This window comes from Neisseria macacae ATCC 33926 (genome assembly GCF_022749495.1).
Classification (GTDB): Bacteria; Pseudomonadota; Gammaproteobacteria; order Burkholderiales; family Neisseriaceae; genus Neisseria; species Neisseria macacae.
This window is the reverse complement of sequence record NZ_CP094241.1, coordinates 1187744-1212456: the sequence shown is the minus strand read 5'-3', so window position 1 is coordinate 1212456 and position 24713 is coordinate 1187744. Positions and strand designations below refer to the sequence as shown.

Below are 24713 nucleotides of genomic sequence, written 5' to 3'. Positions count from 1 at the left end.
TTTACAACAAATGCGTATCGTGGTTTATAATCCTACTCTTACGAAACAGGGGTGCTGCCTGACACTCAGGCGGCTGAGAAATACCCTTTACACCCGATCGGGATAATACCTGCGTGGGGAGTTTTCACGGATTCTGTCTTTCAGACGGCCTTTTTTGATATTGAGGTCGTCTGAAAAAGCAAAACGCTCCTGTTTCTTCTTTTCAAACGAGAAAACAGGAGCATTTTTTATGACTACGCCAAAGAAAACCGCCAAAACTTCCGGCAACGAAGCGCGCGAGCTTGCCGACTTGAGCGAAGACATCGGCATCCGCTTCAAATATCCGAACTCGGAGCGCGTGTATCTGCAAGGCAGCCGCAACGACATCCGCGTGCCTTTGCGCGAAATCCGTCAGGATGACACCTACACGGCGCAAGGTACGGAAGCCAACCCGCCGATTCCCGTCTATGACACCAGCGGCGTGTACGGCGATCCGGCGGCGCACATCGACCTGAAACAAGGTTTGCCGCACGTCCGCACCGCATGGTTGGACGAACGCGGCGATACCGAAATCCTGCCCAAGCTCTCCAGCGAATACGGCATCGAACGCGCACACGACCCGCAAACCGCCCATTTGCGTTTCAACCAAATCACCCGCCCGCGCCGCGCCAAAGCAGGCCGCAACGTAACCCAGCTCCACTATGCGCGCCAAGGCATCATCACGCCCGAAATGGAGTTTGCCGCCATACGCGAACGCATGAAGCTGGACGAACTTTTCAGACGGCCCGAATACGTCAAGCTCTTGAAACAGCACGCGGGGCAAAGTTTCGGCGCGAACATCCCGACCCACCCCGACCAAATCACACCCGAATTCGTGCGCCAAGAAATCGCCGCCGGACGCGCGATTATCCCCGCCAACATCAACCACCCCGAACTCGAACCGATGATTATCGGCCGCAACTTCCGCGTCAAAATCAACGGCAACTTGGGCAATTCCGCCGTAACCTCCAGCCTGACCGAAGAAGTCGAAAAAATGGTGTGGTCGCTGCGTTGGGGCGCGGACACGATTATGGATTTATCCACCGGCGCGCATATCCACGAGACGCGCGAATGGATTATCCGCAACGCGCCCGTCCCCATCGGTACGGTGCCCATCTATCAGGCTTTGGAAAAAACCGGCGGCATTGCCGAAGATTTGACTTGGGATTTGTTCCGCGACACCTTAATCGAGCAGGCGGAACAAGGCGTGGACTATTTCACCATACACGCGGGCGTGTTGCTGCGTTATGTGCCGATGACCGCCAACCGCCTCACCGGCATCGTATCGCGCGGCGGCTCCATCATGGCAAAATGGTGTCTCGCCCACCATCAGGAAAACTTCCTCTACACGCATTTCGACGAAATCTGCGAAATCATGAAAGCCTACGACGTATCGTTCAGCCTCGGCGACGGTCTGCGCCCCGGCTGCATTGCCGATGCCAACGACGAAGCGCAGTTCGCCGAATTGCACACCTTGGGCGAATTGACCGGCAAAGCGTGGAAACACGACGTACAAGTCATGATCGAAGGCCCCGGCCATGTGCCGTTGCAACGCGTCAAAGAAAACATGACCGAAGAGTTGCAACACTGCTTTGAAGCGCCTTTCTACACACTCGGCCCGCTTGTTACCGACATCGCCCCCGGCTACGACCACATCACCTCGGGCATAGGCGCGACCAATATCGGCTGGTACGGCACAGCCATGCTCTGCTACGTTACCCCGAAAGAGCATCTCGGCCTGCCCGACAAAGAAGACGTGCGCACCGGTATCATCACCTACAAACTCGCCGCCCACGCCGCCGACCTCGCCAAAGGCTGGCCGGGCGCACAGTTGCGCGACAACGCCCTGAGCAAAGCGCGTTTCGAATTCCGCTGGCGCGACCAATTCCGCTTAAGCCTCGACCCCGAACGCGCCGAGAGCTTCCACGACGAAACCCTGCCCGCCGAAGGCGCGAAAATCGCCCACTTCTGCTCGATGTGCGGCCCTAAATTCTGCTCGATGAAAATCACGCAGGAAGTGCGCGACTATGCCGACAAACAAAAAGCTCAGCGGCAGGGCATGGAGGAAAAAGCGGTTGAGTTTGTGAAGAAAGGGGCTGAGATTTACAGTTGATAAAAAGGTCGTCTGAAAAGTTTTCAGACGACCTTTTTCTATTTTCTGAACTCTTCCCTGACGATGTCGAGCCAAGCCCTGAGTGCGGGGGTGGGACGCTGGTGTTTTTTCCACGCCATCGTCAGTTGCCAGCGGATTTCGGGTTCGGTCAGCGGGACGGCGGCGAAGGTGTCGGGGTTGATTTTGCGGGCGTAGTATTCGGGCAGAAGGGCGATACCCATATGGTGCGCCACCATGTCGGCGAGCAGGTCCCATTGTCCGGTGCGGCAGACGACGTTGGGGGTGAAGCCTTGGCTGCGGCAGGCGGTTTGGATGGTTTCGTTGAGGGAAAACCCTGAGCCGAACAGGATAAACGATTCGTGTTGCAGGCTTTTGAGGCTGAGGGCGGCATGGCGGGCTTGGGCGCGCGGCATGAGGACGACGAGCGGGTAGTCGCACAGGGGGATGCTGTCGAAGTCTTCGTGGACGGGGGCGAGCAGTTGTCCAGCGTCGAGTTCGTTGTTGCGCAAGGATTGTTCGATGGCGAGCGAACCTTGTTCGAGGAAGGTCAGTTCGATGCCGGGCCATTGGCGGCGGAAGCGGAACAGGGCGTTGCTGAGCAGGTCGCTGCCGAGCAGTGCCAAACCCAGCCGCAGCGTGCCGCTTTTGATGTGGCGGTAGCCGTCGATGCGGGCGAGCAGCAGGTCGCGTTCATGCAGGAGGTTCAGCGCGTGGCGGTACACTTCTTCACCGATGGGCGTGGTGGCGACTTGGCGTTTTTTGCGGCCGTTTTCTTTAACCAGCAGCGGCACACCCAGCTCTTCTTCCAATGCCTGTATGGTTTTGCTGACGGTAGGCTGGGTCAGGTTGAGCGCGGATGCGGCGGCGGAAAAACTTTGCAGGCGCACGAGTTCGGCGAAGCAATGCAGGCTTTTGAAGTCCATTATTCCTCTTTTGCATGATTTTGATGCGGATAATTCATATTATGCGCAAACCGCATCCTTATAATCAAGCCTTCGTTTTGGATTACGGATGGATAAACCTTATGGATACGCTGACGCGATTTTTTCAGACGACCTTGCAGCTTGCCGTGGTCGGCTTGGTTTGGCTGGTGTCGGATTTGATGGTGCGCTTTGCCCATCTGCCTGTTTCTTCGGGCGTATTGGGGCTGTTTTTGATGCTTGCGCTGCTGGGTTTGGGCGTGATTAAAACCGGCATGGTCGAGCGCGGCGCGAAATGGGTGTTGGGCGAGCTGGTGTTTTTCTTTATTCCGATTATGGTTTCCGTATTGCAATACCGCGATTTGCTTCTTTCCGAAGGTTGGCGGCTGGTGCTGACGATTGCGGTCGGTACCGCGCTGGTGATGATCAGCACGGCATTGACGCTGAATTTCTGCTACCGCTGGAAACGCCGCCTGTATAAAAAACTGCACGCCTGATAGGGAACAAAAATGGATTACGCCGCGCTCGCCTGCTTCGCTTGGACCTGCTTCGCCTATTTTGTAGCGAAAAAAATCTACCGTAAAAAACCACTGATGATTTTCTCGCCCGTCGTGACCGTCTCGGTCAGCACCATCGTCCTGATGCTGCTTTTGGGCATTTCCTACGACACTTACCACAAATACACGCAAGGCATCGTTTTCCTGCTCACGCCGGTAACGGTCGCCTTCGCCATTCCGATTTATGAAAACCGCGAAGTCATCCGCCGCCAGCTTCCCATCCTGTCGATAGCGATTTTGGTCGGTATGTTCGTCGGCGTGGCCAGCGCGTTTCTGATGGGCAATATGTTCCACTTCGACAGCGAAGTCACCAACAGCCTGATGGCGCGCTCGATTTCCACGCCGTTTGCCGTCGTATTGGCAAGTGAAATCCACGGCTCGGCGTCGCTGGTATCGCTATTCACCATCATCACCGGCTTCGTCGGCATGATATTCGGCGATTTGTTTTTGGCGTTCACCCGCATCCGCTTCCACACCGCCAACGGTGTCGCACTGGGCAACGCCGCCCACGGCTTCGGCACTTCCCGCGCCGGACAACGCCACGAAACCGAAGGCGTGATGGCGAGCCTGACCATGATTTTGGCGGGGCTGTTTATGGTCATCATCGGGCCGAGCATGGTGCATTTGGTGGTTTGGCTGATGGGCTGATAGTCAGTTTTACAAAGATATTGGCAACGTCGTCTGAAAAGCCGTTTACAGGTTTTCAGACGACCTTTTTTTGAGTTTGCCGCGGATATAAACGTTGACAATGACAAAATATTAATACTATGCTGAAGTATTACTCACTAGCGGATATATTATGCAAACGACTCATCCGAACCCATCCCTCCGTCTCAACATCATCGGTACAGGCAAAGGACTGCCTTCGCGGCTGGTCCCTTCCACCGAAATCGACGCCCTGCTCGGCATCAAAGAAGGCCGCACCGAAAAACTCAGCGGCTTGGCGCAACGCTACTTTCTGGCGGATGACGAATCTGCCGATGCGATGCAGCTTCAAGCCGCAAAAAATGCGCTGGCGGCGGCAGGCATCACGATTGACGATGTGGATTGCGTCATCAACGCTTCGGGCATCGACCGTCAATGCATTCCCTTCAATGCCGCGCATACATTGCGCCTGCTGAAGCCCGCGCGCCCGATTGCCGCATTCGACGTCAACATGACCTGTTTGTCGTTCTTACGCAGCTTGGATTTGGCGGATTCTCTGTTACACAAATATCCCACCATTTTATTGATCAGCTGCGACGTCGCCTCTGTCGGCTTGGACTGGAACGATTTTCACAGTTCGACCATTTTCGGCGACGGCGCGGCGGCGGCGGTCATCAGGTCGTCTGAACGCGGCGGCGTGCTGACAAGCAAATTCGAGGTACATCCCGAAGGCTACGAATTCTGCACCATTCCCGCGGGCGGCTATGAAAACCACCCGTCCAAACATCCCGAAAGCTATGTCTCCCAAGCCTATTTCCACATGAACGGCAAAAAGCTCTACAAACTTGCCGCCGAAGCCATACCCGGCTTCTTGGATGAAACGTTGGCGCAGGCAGATTTGACGTTGGCAGACATAGACTGGATCGTTCCGCATCAGGCAAGCCGCGGCGCTTTGCAACACATCATCAGTCGTCTGAAACTCGATCCTGCCAAAATCGTCGATATTTTCAACACCCACGGCAACCAAATCTCCGCCTCCATTCCCTCCGCGCTGCACCACCTGCTGACCGACTTCCCCGTCCGATCCGGCGATAAAGTTTTGCTGTTCGGCACATCCGCAGGCGTGGGCTTGGGCGCATTGGTTTGGGAAAAACCATGAAAAAGGCCATCGTCACCGGCGCGACCGGCGGACTGGGGCGCAACCTTGTGCAGACGCTGCTTGCCCAAGGCTGGCAGGTAGCCGCCTGCGGGCGCAATGCCGAAATCGGCAAAATGCTGGATACGGAATTTCACGCCTTCGATTTGTCCGACCGCAATCAGACCCTGAAGGCATTTTCCAATGCCGATATCGTGTTCCATTGCGCCGCGCTGTCCTCGCCGTGGGGGCGTTATGAAGATTTCTACCGCGCCAACGTGACCGCCACGCAAAATGTCTTAGCGGCGATGCGGCAGCACCATATCGGCAAGCTGGTACACGTTTCCACACCCAGCATCTATTTCGACTACCTCGACCAGCACAAAGTCCCCGAAACCTTTATCAGCCGCCACTTCGTCAACGACTACGCTTACACCAAATTCCTTGCCGAACAAGAAGTTGCCGCCGCCACCGACCTCTCCAGCGTCATCATCCGTCCGCGCGGCATTTTCGGCGAATACGATACCGCCGTCCTGCCGCGCCTGCTCAAAATCTCCGAAAAAGGCTTTCTGCCGCTGATTCGGCGCAGCGGCCGCGAAGCAGGCGGCGCATTAGTGGACGTGACCTACGTCGGCAACGTCGTCCATGCCCTTCTGTTGGCAGCTGAAGCCGATGTCCCTCGCGCCATGCCGTTCAACATCACCAACGGCGAGCCGCAGACCATCGCCGCACTCTACCGGCAAATCATCGATATCCTGCATCTCGGATGTCGTCTGAAACCCGTCTCCTACCGCCTGATTGACAGCGTTGCCCGCCTACTGGAAACGCAGGCGCGGCTGACCCGTTCCTTTCGCGAACCCCTCGTCACCCGTTACAGCATCGGTACGATTTCCTTCGACCAAACCCTAGACATCAGCCGCGCCCGTTCGCTGCTCGGCTACGAACCCCAAATCAGCGTTGCCGACGGACTGCGGCAATACGCCCGCTCCTTGAAAGGCTGAAGCTATGGACATCCGTTTCTACCACACCGGCTACTGCACCCATCCCGAATGTATGGTCGAACGGGGCGGCAGCCTGCGTAAAGCCGCCTTTCCCGCCATGACCGCCCACATCACCCACCAAGGCGGCAACCTGCTGTTCGATACCGGCTACGCGCCCCGCTTTTTCCAAGCCTGCCGCCGATTTCCCGAGAAATTTTACGCGCTGACCACGCCCGTCACCCTCAGCCAACCGACCATACGCGAGCGTTTGGGCGATGCCGCGCACGACATCAACCAAATCTTCCTCTCCCACCTGCACGCCGACCATATTGCCGGCCTCAAAGACTTCCCCAACACGGAAATCATCCTTTCCCGCGCCGCCTACGATTTTGTATACCGTACCGACAAACCCGAAAGTCTGACCAACCGCATCATCGAAGTCAAACAAGGCTTCCTGCGCGAGCTGTTGCCCCAAAACCTGCCGCAGCGCGCCCGCTTTATCGAAGATATGCCCGAAGTCCGCCTTGACGAAGCGTTTTACCCGTTTGAACAAGGCTACCGCATCAGTGCCGATTTGATTGCCGTCGCCCTGCCCGGCCATGCCGCCGGACAATACGGGCTGATAGCCGGAGAATTTTTCCTGATTGCCGACGCCGTTTGGCGGTTTGCGACCATCAGCCACAACCGCCGCCCCAACCCCCTTACCGGCCTTATCGCGCAAAACCGCAACGCCGTCCAAGCCACCATAGACCGCCTGCAACACCTCCACCGCCGCAACCGCGAAATCATCCTCGTTCCCAGCCATTGCGAACCCACCTTGCGTCGATTGGGCATGGAAGGCTTGGATTAAAGCAGGTCGTCTGAAAACCCGACGAGCAAAGCCCCTCAACCGCCTCAAAGAACACACCATGAAACCTTCAAAATGGCAAATCCTCAAATCCTTTTTCCACACACGAAACTACACGGAACGTGCCGCCCTTGAAGCACACCAGCAAAAACAGCTCGACCGCCTTTTAACGAACCACAACAGCCGCTTCTACCCCCACAGCGCCAAGCTGCAAGACTACCCCGTTATCAACAAACGCATCTTCATGCAGCATTTTGCCGACATCAACGCCTACGGCATCAGCGAAAAAGATGCCCTCTCCGTCGCGCTCAAAGCCGAAGAAAGCCGCGACTTCAGCCCCGTTTTTCAGACGACCTCGGGCAAAGAAATCACCGTCGGACTTTCCTCCGGTACCAGCGGCAACAGGGGCATTTTCCTCGTTTCCCCCGAAGAGTCCGCCCTGTGGGCAGGCTATATGCTCAAACGCATGCTGCCCCGCCCCTACCTCGCCCGCCACAGCATCGCCTTCTTCCTGCGCGCCAACAGCAACCTCTACACCGCCGTTAAAAGCCCGCTGATACGCTTCGAGTTTTACGACCTGCTCGAAGCCTTGGACGCGCACATCCCAAGGCTCAACGCGCAAAAGCCCACCATCCTCATCGCCCCCGCCCAAGTATTGCAGCAGCTTGCCCAACACCCCGACCTCGCCATACACCCCAAAAAAATCATCTCCGTCGCCGAAGTTTTAGAACCTCAAGTCAAAACCCGCATCGAACAACGCTTCGGCACGCCGGTTCACCAAATCTACCAATGCACCGAAGGCTTCCTTGCCCACACCTGCGCCCACGGCAACCTGCATCTGAACGAAGACATGGTCTATATCGAAAAAGACTGGATAGACCGCGAAAGCGGCCGCTTCGCCCCCATCATCACCGACTTCAACCGCAAAAGCCAACCCGTTATCCGCTACCGCCTCGACGACGTTTTGATTGCCAACGACGCCCCCTGCCCCTGCGGCAGCGCATTCGCCCGCATCAGCGCCATCGAAGGACGCTGCGACGACATCCTCGACGCACGCACGGCAAACGGCGAACCTTACGCCCTCTACGCCGACTTCATCCGCCGCGCCATGATTTCAGACGACCTTATCCAAGAATACCGCGTCGAGCAACACGGCAAAGCCCTGCACATTTTCCTCACGCCCGACACAGAACAAACCCGCGCCGCCGCCACACGCAACCTGGACCGCCTGTGGCAGACGCTGCAACTTCGCCCCTTTAATTACATTTTCCAGCCGGAACAAACCCGCCCCCTGCACCAAAAACGCCGGCGCGTGACGAAAATTTCCCCGTATGGTGAAAATCCGTAAGCGTTTTAAAACATTATCTTTAAAACCAAAGACAAAAAGGTCGTCTGAAAAATTTCAGACGACCCTTCCAGTAAAAAGAAAACGCCATACCCGACCTTACCTTCCTATAGTGGATTAAATTTAAATCAGGACAAGGCGACGAAGCCGCAGACAGTACAAATAGTACGGCAAGGCGAGGCAACGCCGTACTGGTTTAAATTTAATCCACTATACTTTCCGTAGTACCTGCCATGTTAAGCTTGCAGTAACGCCAAACACTCTTTCAGACGACCTAAACCTTATGCGCCACCTTATCCCCCTCTTCTTCCTATCGTTTCCGTTAGCAGCCTATGCAGGCGGTGATTTTTCAAAAGCCCAAGTCCTCAGTATTGTAGGCAGCCACGGTTACTATCGAATTTCCGTCCGCCAAATAGAACACCTAATTTATGACGATGGGTGTACGACATACAATATCCGTATTACCCCTCCTAGAAAAACCTTTTGGGATCTGTTTGGTCTGGGACGAGCCGACGACCATCCCACCGCCGAACAAACACAAGCTGCTGCCGCAGTGTTAAAACAGTATGCTGCCAATCAGCAACCGCTAGAAATCGGCTATTTGGGCGGCGGACTGTATCCCGATCCTCAGCAAAAATGCCTTTATCACGGCACTGGGATGAGGTTTGATGCACCGGACTATTTAGCCGTACGTCAAGACGGACGCCTGAATCTATATCCTTATCTGACCAAACCATAAATACATCCCCGCCACAAAGTAAAAGGTCGTCTGAAAACGGACGCAGTCAGTTTCTGCGGAGCTAAAACGAACTCAGTGAATCTTGAGAACAGTTTTTCAGACGACCCTTCCTAATACCAGCCAATCGAAATAAAAACCTCTCCCGCCCCAACCCGCTCGGTTTAAGCCTCATCTACTGCACGATATCGCCCCACTCCAAACCGAATTTCTGCAAATATTTGCGCAGCCTGTCGCTGTCATTGGTTTTGGCGCGGCTGTTTCGGGAAACATGAAACAATGCCCTTCCCGCCTGCGCCATGTTTTGGTGTTTTCGGCATTCATCAATCACGTTCTGCAATTGCAAGCGGTCAAACAAATCCAAATTTTCCCAATCGATTTTGTCGGGATAGTTATCCGCCTTTTCAGACGACCCCTTGTGCAAAAGGTCGTCTGAATCCGCCTCTTCAGCCCATAACCATTTGAGCCGCTCAATTTCCGCCGCCACTTGTTCCACCTGTATCCTGCCCTGCGGGGCAAGCGTGGCAAGGCGCATGATGCTGGCGGCAAGGTCGCGGAAGTTGCCGCGCCATCGGGCTTCGTTTGAATGGGCGAAGGCAAGGTAGGCAGACAGGGCTTCTTTATTGAAACGGGTGGCGCGACCAAGTTCCTGCGATGCGAGCGCGAGCTGGTGTTCGATGTTCGGCTCGATATCTTCACGGCGGTCGGCAAGCGCGGGCAGCGGATAGTTCCAAATATTGATGCGGGCGAACAGGTCTTCGCGGAAGCGTCCGGCGCGGATTTCCCGCCGCAGGTCGCGGTTGGTACCGGCAATCAGCTGGAAGCTGCTTTGCACTTCCTTGTCGCTGCCGACAGGATAAAAATGTTTTTCTTCAATGGCTTTGAGCAACATGGCCTGTTCGTCCAAGCCCAATTCGCCGATTTCGTCTAAAAACAGCACGCCGCCGTCGGCGGTTTTCAAATAGCCTTCGCGCTTTTCCGCCGCGCCGGTAAACGCACCTTTTTTGTGTCCGAACAGGGCGGAAGCCGCGCCGTCGCCGCGCAAGGTGGCGCAGTTCACATCGACAAACTCGCCTTTAATCAGGTGGCGCGCCTTTTTCAATTCGAAAATCCTGCGTGCCAGCATCGATTTGCCCGCACCGGTAGGACCGGAGAGCAGAATCGGCGACGGAGAATGCAGCGCGACTTGTTCGATTTCGGCAATCATGCGGTTGAAGGCGGCGTTTTGTGTAGAGATGCCGCTTTTCAGGTAGCGCACCGCGTCATCGCGCACGGCGGCAAGGCGTTCGGCAAGCACATCGTAACGCGCCAAATCCAAATCGATGATTTCATAACCGCCGATATCACCTTTCCCCATGCTGCGCCTTTGGTTTTTCGGCGGCGCAGTCTGCAGCAGCACGCCGGGGATTTGGCGCGATTCTACCAATAAAAACAGGCAGATTTGTGCGACGTGCGTACCCGTGGTGATGTGGGTAAGATAAGTTTCTTCTTCAGTATCAAACGTATAGCCCGCCGCCCAGTCATGCAGCTTGGTATAAACCTCGGAAAAATCCCACGGGTTTTCCAGCTCCATAGGCACGAGATTGACAACGGTGTGCGGCGATACCTGCTGAATATCGGCTTTTACATGATCCGCCAAATCGCGGTATTTCTCCGCATAAAACAGCTCCATGCGGTCAAGATGGAAATCATGACGCTGATTCATGGCGACATTCGGCCGCCACTTCTGCCAACGCCCTTGACCGAAACCGCTGTCCAACACCGTGCCGAGAAAGCTGACGGCGACTTGTTTTTTGGGTGCAGTATTCATTTTCAGACGACCTCTAAACGATTCTTTCCAAGACAAATGCGCCGTAATCGTCGCCCAAAGGCAGCTCGAAATCCGTATGTAAGATTTGGCGTTCCGCCTGTACGTTCTCTTTGGTTTGCGGGTTGAAGCCCTCTTTCAAGGTCGTCTGAAAATACACGCCGAAGCCGCGTTTCTGCCACGCGGGCAGTTCGTTGAAATCAATGTTATTTTCAAACAGCAAATCGTGTTTTTGAGCGCGTGTCAGCCCGCTGACGGCATCCGTGGCGCGGGACATGCTTTCGCCTTTTTTACGCAGCATCCAATAGCAGTGGGCGTTGAGCGCGTTGCGGTGCGCGTCTTCATGCCGCCAACGGAAATAATCGACCACCAGTTTTTCGTTCGGCAAAACGCAAACCCGTGCATCAAAAGCGGCGGGCTGCCCGTGTGCCACCGAAAAGGCAGCGCTGGCTTCGCCCGCCAATACCGAAATGATTTTGCGCGTTTTGCGTTTGAAAGTATCGTCGTCGCGGCGCAACAGCAGCGAAATTTCATCGCTTTCGGAATAGCCATACGCCACATTGAAACCGCATTTCATCAAATGACGGACGGTGTGTGCCATCAGGTCGCGGAAACGGATGTCGAATGGGGCTTCAAACTGCCAAACCTCCTTAGTCAACCGCGTAAAGCCGCGCCCGTCCAAGCGCACTACGATGAAATTTTCCTGCGGCACGCAGAAATCGTAAGCGGTTTCGTATTGCCGCAGGCGTTTGTCCAAATCGTCGAATCGCATCACATCTCCTTAAATATCTTATTTTCTATAAATCTATCTAAAAATATATTTTTCAGCATTCTACTCTTTTTGCCGCAAAAGACCACATAAAAATATATTTTCTTTTTATTCAATAAATTAAAAATTAATTTTGAAATTTTTTTATCGTTGGCACGCTGTTGGCTATGTTGTAAATGTAACGATGCAGCAGATGCTGCGGGAAATACAGTTATATAGGAAAGAATTTTCCGTAAATTTTTAGCTGCCGTGTCGTTACAGGGCGAATGCCGACAAGACTACAAGGTTTCTGCAGGTTCGACTCCTGCCTCGCCTAATAGGCGTTGACGTCTTGTTTTTCTAGTCGCCCACCTTTTCTGATTCAGCAGGCAAATGCCAGCCTTGTTTCCCTGAATGGTTGATGGCTTGCTGTATCGCTTGATCACTCGAGGTCGTCTGAAACTTTTCAGACGACCTACGATGAAAACCGTTTTAGGTGCATTCGGCAAATGCCGGAGGAATTACAGCCTGCCAACGCTCGAGGTCGCGGGTTCGAATCCCGCCTCTGCCGCCAACTATGGCAGAGTAGCTCAGAGGATAGAGCGCGTAAAAATTTCTCTACTTCTTGTTGCCAGATGTACCACCCCTTACGGGCGGATGCCGGCAGGATTACATTAGATCGGTTATTGCGGGTTCGATTCCCGCCGCCGGAAACGGCGTAAATCCTGCCAATCTAGCCGCCCACCCTTTTTTGCAGCATGGCGGACAAATGCCTTGGGAACTACATCCGTCGCAGGTTCGAGTCCTGCCCCGCTTTCGGCGGGTAGCTCAGTCGGTTAGAGCAATTAGGCGTTTCCAAAAAACTCGTTGTTTGCCGTGCTGCCCCTTATCAACACTTTCAGACGACCTGAAGGAGGCATAGCCATGACCGAACCATTTCATATCGCCTATCAACTGCACGATGCAGGCTGGGCAAGCGTTACCGTGAAATATGGCGAAGAGAACTATCAACAGGCTGTTTCCTATCTGCATGATTCGCTGAAAGATTTATGTGATTTAGCAATTGCTCTGCAAAGCAGCGGCAGCATTACTGAGGCGAAAGTCCTGTTTTTAGACGAACCCGGCGAACTGGCCTTACTGGTATCTGCAGCCGAACAAAGCAACGAAGCCGAAGTGAGGCTGATTTATTCAGACGACTGGTTTTTCAGTTTCAACTTCAATCGCAGTCCACAACAAACCTTATGGCACGGCAAAGTGGACCGGTATGAATTGGCGGAAAACATCCGTCTGATTTTAGAAGATATTTATCTGAATATCGGCGAAAAAGAATATTTGGAAAGATGGGTAGAACATCCTTTTCCGAAAAAAAGCTACCTGAAATTGAGCCGACTTTAAGGAATAGATATGAACACTTGGCTAATCATAGGCGTCATCGTTTTTTCGACTCTGGTTTGCTGGTCATTCCAAACCTGCCGCAGCCGCAAACGCGAGCAGGCTTGGCGGAAACAGGCTTTTCCCGAAGCGGAATGCAGTTTGATAAAGGAAGGCTGCCGTTACGACATCGCGCTTTCAGACGGCCGCACCTTCCGCCAAGCCGAAATACTCGGCACGGCGCAGGGCAAAGAAGCAGATTTTCTGTTCGGCTATGGAAGCATGCTTGTGCTGCGTCTTTCAGACGACCGCAAAGCCTATGTGCGGCAGGCATGTATCCGCTGCATGATTGAAAGCAAGATTTTAGAGGATTAAATATAGTGGATTAAATTTAAATCAGGACAAGGCGACGAAGCCGCAGACAGTACAGATAGTACGGCAAGGCGAGGCAACGCCGTACTGGTTTAAAGTTAATCCACTATAAAAAGTTTAAGGGCGCAACCGGCAAATGCCGGGGAAATTACATCACTTAGGGAGTACGAGGTACGGGTTCAAATCCCGTTTCCGTCAGACAGAGGCGGAATAGCTTAACCGGCAGAGCGCGTAAAAAATGCATTTCCCCAACCCTTGTTGCAGGATGCGCCCGCCCCTTACGGGCGGATGCCGGCAGGATTACATTGGATAAACAATCGTCGTACTAATAATACGAAGCAGAAATCCTGCCAATCTAGCCGCCCACCTTTTTTTACGGCAGCAGGCGGATGCCTGAAGGGATTACATTAACCTTCCACGTTAAAAAACCGTATCCCTTCAAATATTAGCCGCTGCGCTGCCAACCATTCGAGGTCGTCTGAACAGTTCAGACCACCCAAAACCAACAACACGAAAGGAAATGAAAATGGCTAACACCACCTTGTTCCAATCCGTTAAAACCCGTTTGACCGCTGCCGACACCCGCAACGAAGCAGGCGGCATCGCCTACACGCTGACACCCAAGCAACAGCTCGCCCAACTTGCCGCCACCGGCTGCCTGAACAGCACCTACTACACCGATGCGCAAGACCAACTTGAGCAAGTATTGGAATTGGCAGAAAACCTGGATGCCGAGTTTATCGCCAAAACCGCCGTGTATGCCCGTCAAAAAGGTTTCATGAAAGACATGCCTGCGCTGTTGCTTGCCGTGTTGGCGCAAAAAGACGTGAACATGCTTGCCCGCGTGTTCGACCAAGTGGCGGACAACGGTAAAATGTTGCGCAACTTCGCGCAAATCATCCGCAGCGGCGCAGTCGGCAGAAAATCCTTCGGCAACCGTCCGAAAAAACTGATGCAGACCTGGCTTTTGACCGCTACCGAAAAACAACTGTTGAACGCCGCTATCGGCAATGCTCCGTCGCTGGCGGATGTGGTCAAAATGGTGCATCCCAAACCGCGTGAAGCATGGCGTGCCGCCTGGTTTGCGTGGCTTATCGGCAAACCGTACGACCGCGAAGCATTGCCGCCCATCACCCGCGCCTTTGAAGACTACAAACAAAGCCGCCAAGGCGCATTGCCCGACGTTCCCTTCCAAATGCTCACTGCTTTGGAATTGAATAGCGGCGACTGGGCGCAAATCGCCCGCAACGGCTCATGGCAGCAGGTTCGCCAAAACCTGAACACTCTCCTGCGCCACGATGTGTTTGCGAAAAGCAAAAACATCAAAATGGTGGCAGAAAAACTGCGCGACCAAACCGCCATCCGCCGCGCCCGCGTCTTGCCTTACCAATTGCTGACCGCGTATCAGGCAACATCCGAACAGATGCCGTCTGAAATCCGCGAAGCGCTGCAAGACGCGATGGAAACCGCCGTACAAAACGTACCGGCAATCCAAGGCAAAGTCGTGGTTTGCCCGGACGTCTCCGGCTCCATGCACAGCCCGGCCACCGGCTATCGCGGCAGCGCGACCAGCAGAACCCGCTGCATCGACATCGCCGCGCTCGTGTCCGCTGCTATGTTGCGCACCAATCCGAAAGCCCGTGTGATACCGTTTGAACAAATCACGGTAAACGTGCAGCTCAACCCGCGCGACAGCATCATGACCAACGCCCAAAAACTCGCCAATATCGGCGGCGGCGGAACGGCATGCAGCGCACCGCTCGCCATGCTGAACCGCGAAAAAGCCGATGTGGATTTGGTCGTCATCGTGTCCGACAACGAAAGCTGGGCAGACCGCGGACAACGATGGGGCGGCAAGACCGGCCTGATGAAAGAATGGGACATCCTGAAACAACGCTGCCCTGAAGCCAAACTCGTCTGCTTGGACATCCAGCCCTACACCACCGTGCAGATGCAAAACCGCTGCGACATCTTGAACATTGGAGGCTTCTCCGACCAAGTGTTCACGCTCATCGGCTCGTTCGCCGAGCAAGGTATGGGCGCGGATTTCTGGGTGGAAGAGATTGAGAAAACCGAGCTGGCGGCGGTAAATTAGCCAAGGGGTCGTCTGAAAATAAGGTGTTAACATTTTCAGACGACCTTACCGGTAAAAGATTGAGTGGCAAACATGAATGCTGACGAACTTGCTCTGATTGAAACCTTTCCCGCAGCCTTGCGGCATGAGACAGAAAGACCGTATCCGCAGCTATTGGCATTGTTATCACAGCAGCCGTTATCCCGATTGGCAAAGTTATCCCGTCCGTTTGTTGGCGGAAGAAATCGATAAGGAAATCGCCCGTATTGTTTTCAGACGACCCCTCACACCAAACGTCGTCTGAAAACCCAAATAAGGAAATCGCCCGTATTGTTTTCAGACGACCCCTCACACCAAACGTCGTCTGAAAACCCAAATAAGGAAATCAAACACTATGCAAAAATTCATCTTAATCCGTGGACACCAAGGTTCGGGAAAATCGACTTTCGCCGAACAAAAAGCCGCCGAATTTAAAGCGCAGTATCCGGATGCGGAAATCGTCCGTATTGAAAACGACTTGCTCATGACTGACGAAAACGGCGTGTACCGCTGGTCGGGCGAGGCGTTGGATAAGGCTCAGAAACGCGGTAATGCTTTGATGACCGAGACCTTAAAAATCGGACGCCAAAATCCGAACCGCAACATTTTAATCATCCATTCCAACACCAACCAAAAGGCTTCGCGTTGCCGCCATTTGTTGGATCTGGCGAAAAAAAGCGGTTTTGAAACAGAAATCTACCGTATGCACAATTTCTATCCCAACCTGCATGGCGTGAAAGAGCATGATGTGTTGGCGGCGTATATCAAGCTGAACCAAAACCGTGTGGCAAACGAAATCCACGTCGAAGCCGTACAACCCTCCAGCGCGGAACAACTGGAAAAAATCAAGCAAATGCAGGCTTTCCAGCAGCAACCCCTGCCGTTTGACGAAGCGCAGCAAACCTTTGTCACCGAAAATTATCTGCAACACGGCAGCCGCAACTTTACCGCCAAAGCGTCCAAACGTTACCCCGAATTGCGCGTGTTGAAATACGCCCGCAGCGTGTTCTACGACAACCGCTTCGACGATGCGCTGCTGGAAATGCGCGGTTTGATTATCGACGCGCACAACCGCATCATCGTGCGCCCGTTTAAAAAAGTGTTCAATTATTCGGAACGTATTGCCAAAGGCAGCCGTTATCCGATCCGAATCAGCGACGATAGATTGGTGGATGCGGTCGTAAAAGTAAACGGCTTCCTCGGCTGCTGCACTTTCGTCTCGCTTTCAGACGACCATCCGTCCTACGGCGCGGCGTTTGACGGCAAAGTGCTGTATTCGACCACCGGTTCGCTCGACAGCGCGTTTGCCGACATGACCGCCGTACACTGCGCGCAATACGAACCCCTGTTCCGCGCTTATCCGAACCACACTTTTTTGTTTGAAATCACAGACGCGAAAGACGTCCACATCATCCGCGAAGAATTGGGTGAAACCTTAATCGGCTGCATCGACGTGGCGACAGGCCGTCAGTTTAGCGAAGCCGAATTGGACGAAATCGGCAAACAATACGGCATCCGCCGCCCCGAAACGTTGAAAAACATCACATTCGGCGAGCTGAAAGGTCGTCTGAAAAATGTGGAACACGAAGGCTTTATGGTATTTGATGCGCAAAACGGCGAAATGCTGTTCAAACTCAAATCACCGTATTACCTGATTTCCAAGTTTCTGGGACGAAGCAACGAAGGCAACATCGGACGCAAGCTCGACAAACGCCACGTCGATGAAGAGTTTTACCCCTTAATCGACCATATCCACGACCATCGTGAAGCGTTCAATGCTATGCCGGAATTGGATAAGATCGCGTTTATCCAAGCATTCTTACGGCAACTGTAAGGTCGTCTGAAAAATGCCGGACGCTTGTGATAATATGACGGCGGCGGATACTTCGTCTCATCCGCCCCTCATTATTGCAAAAGGAAAAACGATGAAAAAAACCAATCTTGTCAAAAAATTGATGCTTGCCGCCGTAATGTTCCCGTTGGCGGCACAGGCGGCGCAAGCTGCGGAGATGGCGTCCTTCGGCGAACCGCCCAAAGACTTCAAAATCGACTATCAAACCGAACAAAACGGCATGATCATGGTCGAGCTCGTACCGCAAAAACAGACTGTCGACAACTGGACAAAAATGATCACCCTGCAATCCATGGCAGGCGCGAAACCGGGCGTAGAAAGATTTCGGGCAGATATGGCTTCCTTATGGCAGAATGCCTGTCCGAAAGGCAACTTTGACACCGTACGGGAAGGGGAAGAAAACGGTTATCCCTTCGTATTATGGCTGATGGCTTGCGAAAACAACCCACAAACCAACAAATCCGAATTTACTTGGGTAAAAGCAATACAAGGCAACGACGGCCTGTATGTGAAACAATACGCCTTCCGCTATGCACCCAACAAAGCCGAAGTCTTCGAGGCTATCAACCAGTTGCGTAATTTTACCGTCTGCGACAACAGCGCGAAGCATCCTTGCAGCAAAAGCGGAAAATAAGCATTTAAACGTTTTCAGATGACCTTGATGGCAGGGTACGACAAGGTCGTCTGTTTATAGCGGATTAAAATTGCAATGATACAGCGTTGCCAACGCCCTTATGTACTATCCGTACACGGCACCCGTTGCCGCCTTGTCTCATTTTTATTTTAATCCGCTATAAAACCAAAACAATAATGCGCTTACGCCCCGCGTTCGAATGCCTCGATTTCGCCAACCTTAGGCGCATAACTGCTGCTTGTGTCGTGGCGCAAATCCAACCAAATATCCACCAGCGCCCAAGCGGCAGGCGCGGCAATCACATTCTGCCCCATGCACAACACCTGCGCGTCGTAGTTTTCCACCGAGCCGCGGACGGTAAGCAAATCGTGCGCCGTCGCCGCCCGTATGCCGCGTATCTTGTTGGCGGCAATCGCCGTACCCACGCCCGTACCGCAAATCAACAGCGCGCGGTCGGCACGTCCCGCCGCCACTTCCTGCGCCGCCGCAAACGAAAGCTGCGGATACGTTCCGTCCGATGACGACAAATCAACCAGACTGCCGACACGCGGATCGTTTTGTAAATGCGCTTTAAGCGCGTCTTTCAATAGTGCGCCGTTGGCAGGCGCGGCAATAACCAAACGCATACATACTCCTTAACCACATAATAAACATAACCAGCATACGCCCGCTTGCAAGACGGTTCAAGCCGATAGCCGCACTACCGCACCATAAACCGCATCGAAAAATCACAGGAAACGCAACATGAGCAAAATCTTTTTCACATCCGACCTACATTTTTCACACAAAAACATTGCCAAATTCTGTCCGCAGTTCCGCCCTTTCGACAACATCGCCGACATGGACGAATACCTGATCGAAACATGGAACAACACCGTCTCCCCCGACGACGACGTATACAACTTGGGCGATTTGTCTTTCGCCCACGACATCAAAAAAATCGCAGCCGTCCTATCGCGCCTCAACGGCAAACACCACTTGATTTACGGCAACCACGACGACATCGTCCGCCGTCACAACAAATACCTGTTTGAAACCGTCAAACACGACGGACATCCGTTACTGTCATCCGCCCGAACCTACCGGAAACTGCAATTGGACGAAATAGACAATACGCTGATTTTGTTCCACTACCCGATTAACGAATGGGACGGCTGCCACAAAGGCTGGTATCACTTATACGGCCATTTACACGACCGTCTGGCAGAAATCCCCGGCCGTGCCTTAAACGTCGGCTTCGACCTACACGGTCGTTTCCTCACCCCGCAAGACATCGACAGCTTCCTCAGCCCGCTGCCGAAAATCTCATATTTCGGGGAAAACCCGACTGTTCCGTCCCAAGTGGAGGCTGCCAAGGATTTCGTAGCACACCAGTTACGTTCACTCAACAATAAAGCCAATCAGAAGGCGCAAAAATAAAAATCAAACTGATACGGGTGGCTATGTTCAAATACAGATAGCGTGACTCCATCCAATAACGAAAAGGTCGTCTGAAAAACATTTTCAGACGACCCCAAGCGTCAAACAAACCATGCCGCCTCCTTTTCAATCTTGTATTGTCAAAAACAAATTTACAGTCAGAATGTTATACAGTATCATCTCAAAACTCATTTACTTTCTTTCAGACGACCTATCCCTCTCTTAGAGCAAACCAATAATTCGGTAGCGCATTACTTTAGTTTCATAGCAAAATCAAAATTTGTTATATGCCGCCGATGTTCTTATCTGCTTGCGCCAGCTCATCACCTTAAGGTCGTCTGAATGCTTTACGACTTATGAATTCCATTCTCTTAACCGGCCTATTCCAACGGCTGCTGATTGCCCTTCTTGCAATTGCAGCATTATGGGCAATATATTTTTGGGCAGTCGCATCATGAGCATCAAGGTAGAAAATCTGACAGTCAGCTACCAACGCCGCCCTGCCATCCACCATATCGATATTACTTTTGAAGACCACAGCATGTGGGCAATTTTCGGCCCCAATGGTGCGGGAAAATCCACGCTGCTCAAAGCCATTATGGGACTTCAAAACATCGATACGGGCAAAGTGTCCCTTGAAGGATTGCAACGTAAAGATATCGCCTATCTGCCCCAGCAGTCGGACATTGACCGCAGCCAGCCCATGACTGTCTTTGAGCTTGCCGCGATGGGTTTATGGTACGAAATAGGCTTTTTTGGCCGCGTGAACGCCCAACAACACCAACGGGTGATGGCTGCATTGGAGCGCGTCGGCGTTCAGGATCTTGCCGACCGTCAAATCGCCCACCTTTCCAACGGGCAATTCCAACGTGTCCTATTTGCGCGGATGCTGGCTCAAAACGCCAACTTCTTGCTTTTGGACGAACCTTTTAACGCGGTAGATGCTCGGACAACTTACGCATTGCTAGACGTATTGAAACAATGCCATGAAGAAGGCCAAGCCATCATTGCCGTTTTGCATGATTACGAACAAGTCCGAACCTATTTTCCCCATACCATTCTGATTGCACGGGAAAAAGTTGCCGCAGGCGCAACCCATACTGTACTGACCGACGCCAATTTAAGCCAAGCCAACGCACTGATGCAAAGGCAAGAATCGGCAGATTGGTGCGAGGTATAGTGGATTAACTTTAAACCAGTACGGCGTTGCCTCGCCTTAGCTCAAAGAGAACGATTCTCTAAGGTGCTGAAGCACCAAGTGAATCGGTTCCGTACTATCTGTACTGTCTACGGCTTCGTCGCCTTGTCCTGATTTAAATTTAATCCACTATATAACAAAAAAGCATTGCAAATTTCCATTGCAATGCTTTTTTATTGAAGTCCTATCAAGCAATTAGCTTACGGCTGCAAAATAAAAACTGCACTATTACTAGTGCAGTTTTTTCAAATCATCCTTGAAACGATGATTAGCGTTTTTTACCGGTAACGGTTGCAACTGCCAGATTTTCGTTACGTTTCAGAGAAACGCTTTCTACACCTTCAGGCAGTTGGATGTCAGACAGGTGAAGGATGTCGCCGGCAACGACTTTAGTACAGTCCAAATCCAAGTATGCAGGGATGTTGGCAGGCAAAGCGACCACTTCAACAGTAGTGTTCAACAGGGATACGCGACCGCCTTGCAGTTTCACGGCTTGAGAGTTTTCAGCGTTAACAATGTGCAGGGGAACGCGAATGCGTACAGGTTGGTCGGCTTTAACGGCCTGGAAGTCGATATGTTGAACTTCGCGACGGAACGGGTGCATTTGGAAATCACGGACGATAACGTCTTTGGTTTCACCGTTCAGGGACAGTTTGATCAGTGCAGTGTGGAAAGATTCTTTTTCCAATGCGTAGAATACAGTTTTGTGATCCACAGCAATTGCAACGGGCTCTTGACCTTCACCGTACAAAATACCGGGGATTTGGCCTTCGCGACGCAGGCGGCGGCTCGCACCAGTGCCTTGTGCTTCACGAACAGAGGCTTGAATTTCATAAGTCATGTTAAATACTCCAAATTAAATAAAACTACCGTCATCGGCCGCGACCAGCTTAAGACGGCTTCGGGGTTATGGCAGCAACATGCTGCCTGTCATCACTTCTTCATTGAAAAGATATGAGACGGATTCTTCATTGCTGATGCGGCGGACCGTTTCAGCCAAAAGGCCGGCAATCGTCACTTGACGGATACGGTCGCATTGTTTGGCCGCTTCAGACAGAGGGATGGTGTCGGTAACGACAACTTGGTCGATTTCGGACGAGGCAATACGGCTGACTGCCTCTCCGGAGAATACGGCGTGGCTGGCATATGCCAAGACACGTTCTGCTCCGCGCTCTTTCAAAGCGACGGCAGCTTTACACAGCGTATTCGCAGTATCAATCATGTCATCCACAATCAGACAGGTACGGCCTTGAATATCGCCAATAATATTCATGACTTCCGCCACATTGGCTTTCGGGCGGCGTTTGTCGATAATTGCCAAATCGGCATTTAATGATTTTGCAACAGCACGGGCGCGGACTACACCGCCAATATCGGGGCTGACTACGGTCAGGTTTTCAATCCGCTGCTGTTTGATGTCATTCAACAGAATAGGAGTGGCGTAGATGTTGTCAACAGGGATATCAAAGAACCCCTGAATCTGGTCGGCATGCAAATCAACAGTCAAAACACGGTCGATACCTGCGGAATACAACATATTTGCCACCAGTTTGGCGGAAATCGGAACGCGCACAGAACGCGGACGGCGATCTTGGCGGGCATAGCCGAAATAAGGAATTGCTGCGGTAATACGACCGGCGGAAGCGCGTTTCAGCGCATCGGCCATCGTCAGGATTTCCATCAGGTTGTCGTTAGTTGGGGCGCAGGTAGGCTGCAGGATAAATACATCACGACCACGGACGTTTTCCATCAATTCGATGGCAATTTCGCCGTCTGAGAATTTGGATACGGAGGCTTCGCCTAACGAAATATCCAAGTGTTTGACAACGCGTTGCGCCAACTCCGGATTTGCGTTGCCGGTAAATACCATCAAACTGTCGTATGCAGCCATATTTTCACCTGATTTTATGTTTAACTTCCGCTCAGAAAACGTCATGCTTCCCTCTGCCTATGTCCAAGACATTACGAGCGGTATTATACGCACAATGAACGGCATAGTGAATTAAATTTGCAGCGTTATATCGCGGTTACGCCTCATCACAATCCAAATTTATCACTATAAAACAAAGTTTTTCTGCGTTGTCATTGATTTTCAACATAAAAGAGCGTGTAAGGGAACTTACACGCTCTTATTTGGCTGGGGAGGAAGGATTCGAACCTTCGCATGCTGGAATCAAAATCCAGTGTCTTAACCGCTTGACGACTCCCCAATAAAGGGTGCTGGCTGGGGAGGAAGGATTCGAACCTTCGCATGCTGGAATCAAAATCCAGTGTCTTAACCGCTTGACGACTCCCCAACAAAGGGATTTGGCTGGGGAGGAAGGATTCGAACCTTCGCATGCTGGAATCAAAATCCAGTGTCTTAACCGCTTGACGACTCCCCAACTTTATCAAATCATTTGAAACAAAGGATGAACGTCTAAACCTTCAACACAATATGCTTCATATGATTGTGAAACTTGTTGGTATATATTGTTTGCTTCTTGCCAACTATCCGTAGAGAGAAATATACACGCTCCAGATCCTGTCATTAGCGCAGAACCATATTCGGATAATTCACAATAAGCTTTCCAAACCTCAGGATATTCCTGAAAAACAACAGCCTGCATATCATTTCTAAACGGCTGCAAAGATTGGAAAGTCGGCATTATGCTTGGTTTGGAATTTCGTGTCAAGTTCCCATGCGAGAAAATTTTAGCAGTAGAAACATGTACCGACGGTTTGACTATCACATACCATTGTTTAGGAATTTCTATTTTGACTAATTGCTCACCGATTCCTCGTGCAAAAGCACTTTGCCCAAAAAGGAAAAACGGCACATCCGCACCCAAACCGACCGCCAAATCAATAAGCTGTTGCCTTGTCAGCCGACATTGCCACCATTGATTCAACACGGTTAACACGGTTGCCGCATCGGAGCTGCCTCCGCCCAATCCTCCCCCTGTCGGAATCTTTTTCTCCAACCAGATTTCCACACCACGACAGGAACCGGTATGTTGCTGCAAAGAAAGCGCGGCACGATAAGCCAAATCTTGTTCGTAAGGAATACCTTCAGTGGGATTATGCAGAATAATCTTTTTATCGTCTCGTGGCTTCAGGCAGACGGTATCATACAGCCCGACAAAGCAGAAAATACTTTCTAAATTATGATATCCGTCATCCCTTCTGCCCGTAATACGCAAATCGAGATTCAACTTAGCAGGCGCGGGAAAGGCTTGAGCATCGGAAGGAATGTCCATATCAAGCTCTTTTTTTATTTTTTAAGGCGGGCTGCACATTGCGTCTGATCGCTGGCAGCAGGTTCGTGGTTGACTTCGTCAAATACCAGACGGACATTTAATTTGGCATTTTCCAATTGAAGGATTTTCGGCTTGCCTTCGCTATTGGTGCTGCGTGTAATAGTCCAATTGAATTGTTCCAAACGGCCATCGGGCAACAATCGATATGGCGCATTGGCAACGCGTTTGCCATCCGCCCAAATATGCAGATATTGAACAGGCAATTCATAGCCCAAAAGTTTGTTGCTGAGCTCTTCTGCTGTTTCTGCCTGATAGACTCGACCTTTACTGTCTACTGCCAATACACCTTGATTGTCTTTACATAACTGTCCGACCGTACTGCCCAAAGGCGTATTGACGCTAATGGTTTGGACTTGATTTTGATAGGACCAGTCAAAATTGGCGTAAGAGCCTTTTTCTTCGACTTTTACTGCCAATCTTCCGTCTGCAGTGAAATCATTGACATTCTCCGCCGGCTTCCAATCATTTTGCTGAGACAAATTAGGATGCACACAAGCGGCAAGCAATGTCAGTGTTGCAATAGATACTAAGGTTTGTAATTTCATAAATACTCCCAAAAGGTCGTCTGAAAACGATCTATCATCCCGGCCTCTTCCAAGGCCTT

General features: G+C 52.1%; 24 protein-coding genes, 3 tRNA genes, 1 pseudogene and 1 riboswitch. Of the genes and pseudogenes, 17 read left to right on the top strand and 11 right to left on the bottom strand.

The window, feature by feature from the left end:
* Positions 1–37 precede the first annotated feature (37 nt).
* Positions 38–137, top strand: a riboswitch (TPP riboswitch).
* 92 nt (positions 138–229) lie between these two features.
* Positions 230–2131, top strand: coding sequence for a phosphomethylpyrimidine synthase ThiC (thiC, locus tag MON40_RS05910; RefSeq protein ID WP_003778283.1), 1902 nt, complete (start codon positions 230–232; stop codon positions 2129–2131).
* Between the two features lie 38 nt (positions 2132–2169).
* Here the strand turns inward: thiC and MON40_RS05905 are convergent, their stop codons facing one another.
* The gene (locus tag MON40_RS05905) at positions 2170–3054 is read right to left on the bottom strand and encodes a LysR family transcriptional regulator (RefSeq protein ID WP_003778281.1); all 885 of its coding nucleotides are present in this window, start codon (positions 3052–3054) and stop codon (positions 2170–2172) included.
* Positions 3055–3068: 14 nt separating this feature from the next.
* On the opposite strand from MON40_RS05905, the gene MON40_RS05900 reads away from it, so the two are divergent.
* The 8 genes and pseudogenes from MON40_RS05900 to MON40_RS05865 all read left to right on the top strand — a co-directional run bounded on the left by MON40_RS05900 (position 3069) and on the right by MON40_RS05865 (position 9299).
* The gene (locus MON40_RS05900; protein ID WP_003778278.1) at positions 3069–3548 is read left to right on the top strand and encodes a CidA/LrgA family protein; all 480 of its coding nucleotides are present in this window, start codon (positions 3069–3071) and stop codon (positions 3546–3548) included.
* A gap of 12 nt (positions 3549–3560) precedes the next feature.
* Positions 3561–4256 carry an LrgB family protein gene (locus tag MON40_RS05895; RefSeq protein WP_003760310.1) on the top strand — a complete coding sequence of 232 codons (696 nt, stop codon included), beginning with the start codon at positions 3561–3563 and terminating at the stop codon, positions 4254–4256.
* A gap of 151 nt (positions 4257–4407) precedes the next feature.
* A complete protein-coding gene (locus MON40_RS05890; RefSeq protein ID WP_003778274.1) occupies positions 4408–5412 on the top strand; it encodes a 3-oxoacyl-[acyl-carrier-protein] synthase III C-terminal domain-containing protein in 1005 nt (334 codons plus the stop codon).
* Entirely contained in the window at positions 5409–6389 is a 981-nt protein-coding gene (locus MON40_RS05885; RefSeq protein ID WP_003778272.1) for an NAD-dependent epimerase/dehydratase family protein, read from the top strand. Before MON40_RS05890 ends, MON40_RS05885 begins: the two co-directional genes overlap by 4 nt.
* 4 nt (positions 6390–6393) lie before the next feature.
* Positions 6394–7218: an MBL fold metallo-hydrolase gene (locus MON40_RS05880; RefSeq protein WP_039862971.1), complete on the top strand. Its 825-nt coding sequence runs from the start codon at positions 6394–6396 to the stop codon at positions 7216–7218.
* A gap of 58 nt (positions 7219–7276) precedes the next feature.
* Positions 7277–8563 carry a F390 synthetase-related protein gene (locus MON40_RS05875; RefSeq protein WP_003778268.1) on the top strand — a complete coding sequence of 429 codons (1287 nt, stop codon included), beginning with the start codon at positions 7277–7279 and terminating at the stop codon, positions 8561–8563.
* Between the two features lie 102 nt (positions 8564–8665).
* Positions 8666–8776: pseudogene (locus tag MON40_RS05870) on the top strand (IS5/IS1182 family transposase); the annotation flags it as partial.
* Positions 8777–8843: 67 nt separating this feature from the next.
* Entirely contained in the window at positions 8844–9299 is a 456-nt protein-coding gene (locus MON40_RS05865) for a hypothetical protein (RefSeq protein WP_003778264.1), read from the top strand.
* 172 nt (positions 9300–9471) lie between these two features.
* Here MON40_RS05865 and rtcR read toward each other — a convergent pair whose 3' ends face one another.
* Positions 9472–11106 (bottom strand): RNA repair transcriptional activator RtcR, encoded by a 1635-nt coding sequence (gene rtcR / locus MON40_RS05860; protein WP_003778262.1) that lies wholly within the window; start codon positions 11104–11106, stop codon positions 9472–9474.
* A gap of 13 nt (positions 11107–11119) precedes the next feature.
* Positions 11120–11875, bottom strand: coding sequence for a tRNA(His) guanylyltransferase Thg1 family protein (locus MON40_RS05855; RefSeq protein WP_003778259.1), 756 nt, complete (start codon positions 11873–11875; stop codon positions 11120–11122).
* 900 nt (positions 11876–12775) lie between these two features.
* Between MON40_RS05855 and MON40_RS05850 the strand changes: the two genes are divergently transcribed.
* The 6 genes from MON40_RS05850 to MON40_RS05820 all read left to right on the top strand — a co-directional run bounded on the left by MON40_RS05850 (position 12776) and on the right by MON40_RS05820 (position 18193).
* Positions 12776–13246: a hypothetical protein gene (locus MON40_RS05850; protein WP_003778258.1), complete on the top strand. Its 471-nt coding sequence runs from the start codon at positions 12776–12778 to the stop codon at positions 13244–13246.
* Between the two features lie 9 nt (positions 13247–13255).
* Positions 13256–13597: a hypothetical protein gene (locus MON40_RS05845; protein ID WP_003778256.1), complete on the top strand. Its 342-nt coding sequence runs from the start codon at positions 13256–13258 to the stop codon at positions 13595–13597.
* A 517-nt stretch (positions 13598–14114) separates the two neighbouring features.
* Positions 14115–15689, top strand: a complete 1575-nt coding sequence (locus tag MON40_RS05835; RefSeq protein ID WP_003778254.1) for a TROVE domain-containing protein — start codon at positions 14115–14117, stop codon at positions 15687–15689.
* 124 nt (positions 15690–15813) lie between these two features.
* Positions 15814–15972: a hypothetical protein gene (locus MON40_RS05830; protein ID WP_167317433.1), complete on the top strand. Its 159-nt coding sequence runs from the start codon at positions 15814–15816 to the stop codon at positions 15970–15972.
* Between the two features lie 90 nt (positions 15973–16062).
* On the top strand, positions 16063–17541 hold the full coding sequence (locus MON40_RS05825; RefSeq protein ID WP_003778250.1) for an AAA family ATPase: 1479 nt from the start codon (positions 16063–16065) through the stop codon (positions 17539–17541).
* 34 nt (positions 17542–17575) lie between these two features.
* Positions 17576–18193 (top strand): hypothetical protein, encoded by a 618-nt coding sequence (locus MON40_RS05820; protein ID WP_039862967.1) that lies wholly within the window; start codon positions 17576–17578, stop codon positions 18191–18193.
* A gap of 182 nt (positions 18194–18375) precedes the next feature.
* Here the strand turns inward: MON40_RS05820 and MON40_RS05815 are convergent, their stop codons facing one another.
* Entirely contained in the window at positions 18376–18819 is a 444-nt protein-coding gene (locus MON40_RS05815; RefSeq protein ID WP_003760350.1) for an RpiB/LacA/LacB family sugar-phosphate isomerase, read from the bottom strand.
* A gap of 118 nt (positions 18820–18937) precedes the next feature.
* Between MON40_RS05815 and MON40_RS05810 the strand changes: the two genes are divergently transcribed.
* On the top strand, positions 18938–19612 hold the full coding sequence (locus MON40_RS05810) for a hypothetical protein (RefSeq protein ID WP_003778245.1): 675 nt from the start codon (positions 18938–18940) through the stop codon (positions 19610–19612).
* A 454-nt stretch (positions 19613–20066) separates the two neighbouring features.
* Positions 20067–20792, top strand: coding sequence for a metal ABC transporter ATP-binding protein (locus tag MON40_RS05805; protein WP_174263546.1), 726 nt, complete (start codon positions 20067–20069; stop codon positions 20790–20792).
* Between the two features lie 286 nt (positions 20793–21078).
* Here MON40_RS05805 and MON40_RS05800 read toward each other — a convergent pair whose 3' ends face one another.
* The 7 genes from MON40_RS05800 to lolB form a co-directional block, all read right to left on the bottom strand.
* Entirely contained in the window at positions 21079–21651 is a 573-nt protein-coding gene (locus tag MON40_RS05800; RefSeq protein ID WP_003755233.1) for a 50S ribosomal protein L25/general stress protein Ctc, read from the bottom strand.
* 66 nt (positions 21652–21717) lie between these two features.
* Complete coding sequence (locus MON40_RS05795; protein WP_045072760.1) at positions 21718–22701, bottom strand: ribose-phosphate pyrophosphokinase; 984 nt, start codon at positions 22699–22701, stop codon at positions 21718–21720.
* A gap of 243 nt (positions 22702–22944) precedes the next feature.
* A tRNA-Gln gene (locus MON40_RS05790) sits at positions 22945–23020 on the bottom strand.
* Positions 23021–23031: 11 nt separating this feature from the next.
* Positions 23032–23107, bottom strand: a tRNA-Gln gene (locus MON40_RS05785).
* An 11-nt stretch (positions 23108–23118) separates the two neighbouring features.
* Positions 23119–23194: transfer RNA gene (locus MON40_RS05780), tRNA-Gln, on the bottom strand.
* 6 nt (positions 23195–23200) lie between these two features.
* Positions 23201–24049 carry a 4-(cytidine 5'-diphospho)-2-C-methyl-D-erythritol kinase gene (gene ispE, locus MON40_RS05775; protein WP_003778242.1) on the bottom strand — a complete coding sequence of 283 codons (849 nt, stop codon included), beginning with the start codon at positions 24047–24049 and terminating at the stop codon, positions 23201–23203.
* A 14-nt stretch (positions 24050–24063) separates the two neighbouring features.
* Positions 24064–24654 (bottom strand): lipoprotein insertase outer membrane protein LolB, encoded by a 591-nt coding sequence (gene lolB / locus MON40_RS05770; RefSeq protein ID WP_070871046.1) that lies wholly within the window; start codon positions 24652–24654, stop codon positions 24064–24066.
* Positions 24655–24713 lie beyond the last annotated feature (59 nt).

What these genes read in the sequence shown, in the direction of transcription:
- MON40_RS05795 (WP_045072760.1), bottom strand. Translation starts at nt 22,701, where the DNA reads ATGGCTGCATACGACAGTTTGATGGTATTTACCGGCAACGCAAATCCG.
- MON40_RS05850 (WP_003778258.1), top strand. Translation starts at nt 12,776, where the DNA reads ATGACCGAACCATTTCATATCGCCTATCAACTGCACGATGCAGGCTGG.
- MON40_RS05865 (WP_003778264.1), top strand. Translation starts at nt 8,844, where the DNA reads ATGCGCCACCTTATCCCCCTCTTCTTCCTATCGTTTCCGTTAGCAGCC.
- MON40_RS05895 (WP_003760310.1), top strand. Translation starts at nt 3,561, where the DNA reads ATGGATTACGCCGCGCTCGCCTGCTTCGCTTGGACCTGCTTCGCCTAT.
- MON40_RS05835 (WP_003778254.1), top strand. Translation starts at nt 14,115, where the DNA reads ATGAAAATGGCTAACACCACCTTGTTCCAATCCGTTAAAACCCGTTTG.
- rtcR (WP_003778262.1), bottom strand. Translation starts at nt 11,106, where the DNA reads ATGAATACTGCACCCAAAAAACAAGTCGCCGTCAGCTTTCTCGGCACG.
- MON40_RS05880 (WP_039862971.1), top strand. Translation starts at nt 6,394, where the DNA reads ATGGACATCCGTTTCTACCACACCGGCTACTGCACCCATCCCGAATGT.
- MON40_RS05810 (WP_003778245.1), top strand. Translation starts at nt 18,938, where the DNA reads ATGAGCAAAATCTTTTTCACATCCGACCTACATTTTTCACACAAAAAC.
- MON40_RS05805 (WP_174263546.1), top strand. Translation starts at nt 20,067, where the DNA reads ATGAGCATCAAGGTAGAAAATCTGACAGTCAGCTACCAACGCCGCCCT.
- lolB (WP_070871046.1), bottom strand. Translation starts at nt 24,654, where the DNA reads ATGAAATTACAAACCTTAGTATCTATTGCAACACTGACATTGCTTGCC.
- MON40_RS05845 (WP_003778256.1), top strand. Translation starts at nt 13,256, where the DNA reads ATGAACACTTGGCTAATCATAGGCGTCATCGTTTTTTCGACTCTGGTT.
- MON40_RS05815 (WP_003760350.1), bottom strand. Translation starts at nt 18,819, where the DNA reads ATGCGTTTGGTTATTGCCGCGCCTGCCAACGGCGCACTATTGAAAGAC.
- MON40_RS05820 (WP_039862967.1), top strand. Translation starts at nt 17,576, where the DNA reads ATGACGGCGGCGGATACTTCGTCTCATCCGCCCCTCATTATTGCAAAA.
- ispE (WP_003778242.1), bottom strand. Translation starts at nt 24,049, where the DNA reads ATGGACATTCCTTCCGATGCTCAAGCCTTTCCCGCGCCTGCTAAGTTG.
- MON40_RS05905 (WP_003778281.1), bottom strand. Translation starts at nt 3,054, where the DNA reads ATGGACTTCAAAAGCCTGCATTGCTTCGCCGAACTCGTGCGCCTGCAA.
- thiC (WP_003778283.1), top strand. Translation starts at nt 230, where the DNA reads ATGACTACGCCAAAGAAAACCGCCAAAACTTCCGGCAACGAAGCGCGC.
- MON40_RS05900 (WP_003778278.1), top strand. Translation starts at nt 3,069, where the DNA reads ATGATTTTGATGCGGATAATTCATATTATGCGCAAACCGCATCCTTAT.
- MON40_RS05855 (WP_003778259.1), bottom strand. Translation starts at nt 11,875, where the DNA reads ATGCGATTCGACGATTTGGACAAACGCCTGCGGCAATACGAAACCGCT.
- MON40_RS05825 (WP_003778250.1), top strand. Translation starts at nt 16,063, where the DNA reads ATGCAAAAATTCATCTTAATCCGTGGACACCAAGGTTCGGGAAAATCG.
- MON40_RS05800 (WP_003755233.1), bottom strand. Translation starts at nt 21,651, where the DNA reads ATGACTTATGAAATTCAAGCCTCTGTTCGTGAAGCACAAGGCACTGGT.
- MON40_RS05875 (WP_003778268.1), top strand. Translation starts at nt 7,277, where the DNA reads ATGAAACCTTCAAAATGGCAAATCCTCAAATCCTTTTTCCACACACGA.
- MON40_RS05830 (WP_167317433.1), top strand. Translation starts at nt 15,814, where the DNA reads ATGAGACAGAAAGACCGTATCCGCAGCTATTGGCATTGTTATCACAGC.
- MON40_RS05890 (WP_003778274.1), top strand. Translation starts at nt 4,408, where the DNA reads ATGCAAACGACTCATCCGAACCCATCCCTCCGTCTCAACATCATCGGT.
- MON40_RS05885 (WP_003778272.1), top strand. Translation starts at nt 5,409, where the DNA reads ATGAAAAAGGCCATCGTCACCGGCGCGACCGGCGGACTGGGGCGCAAC.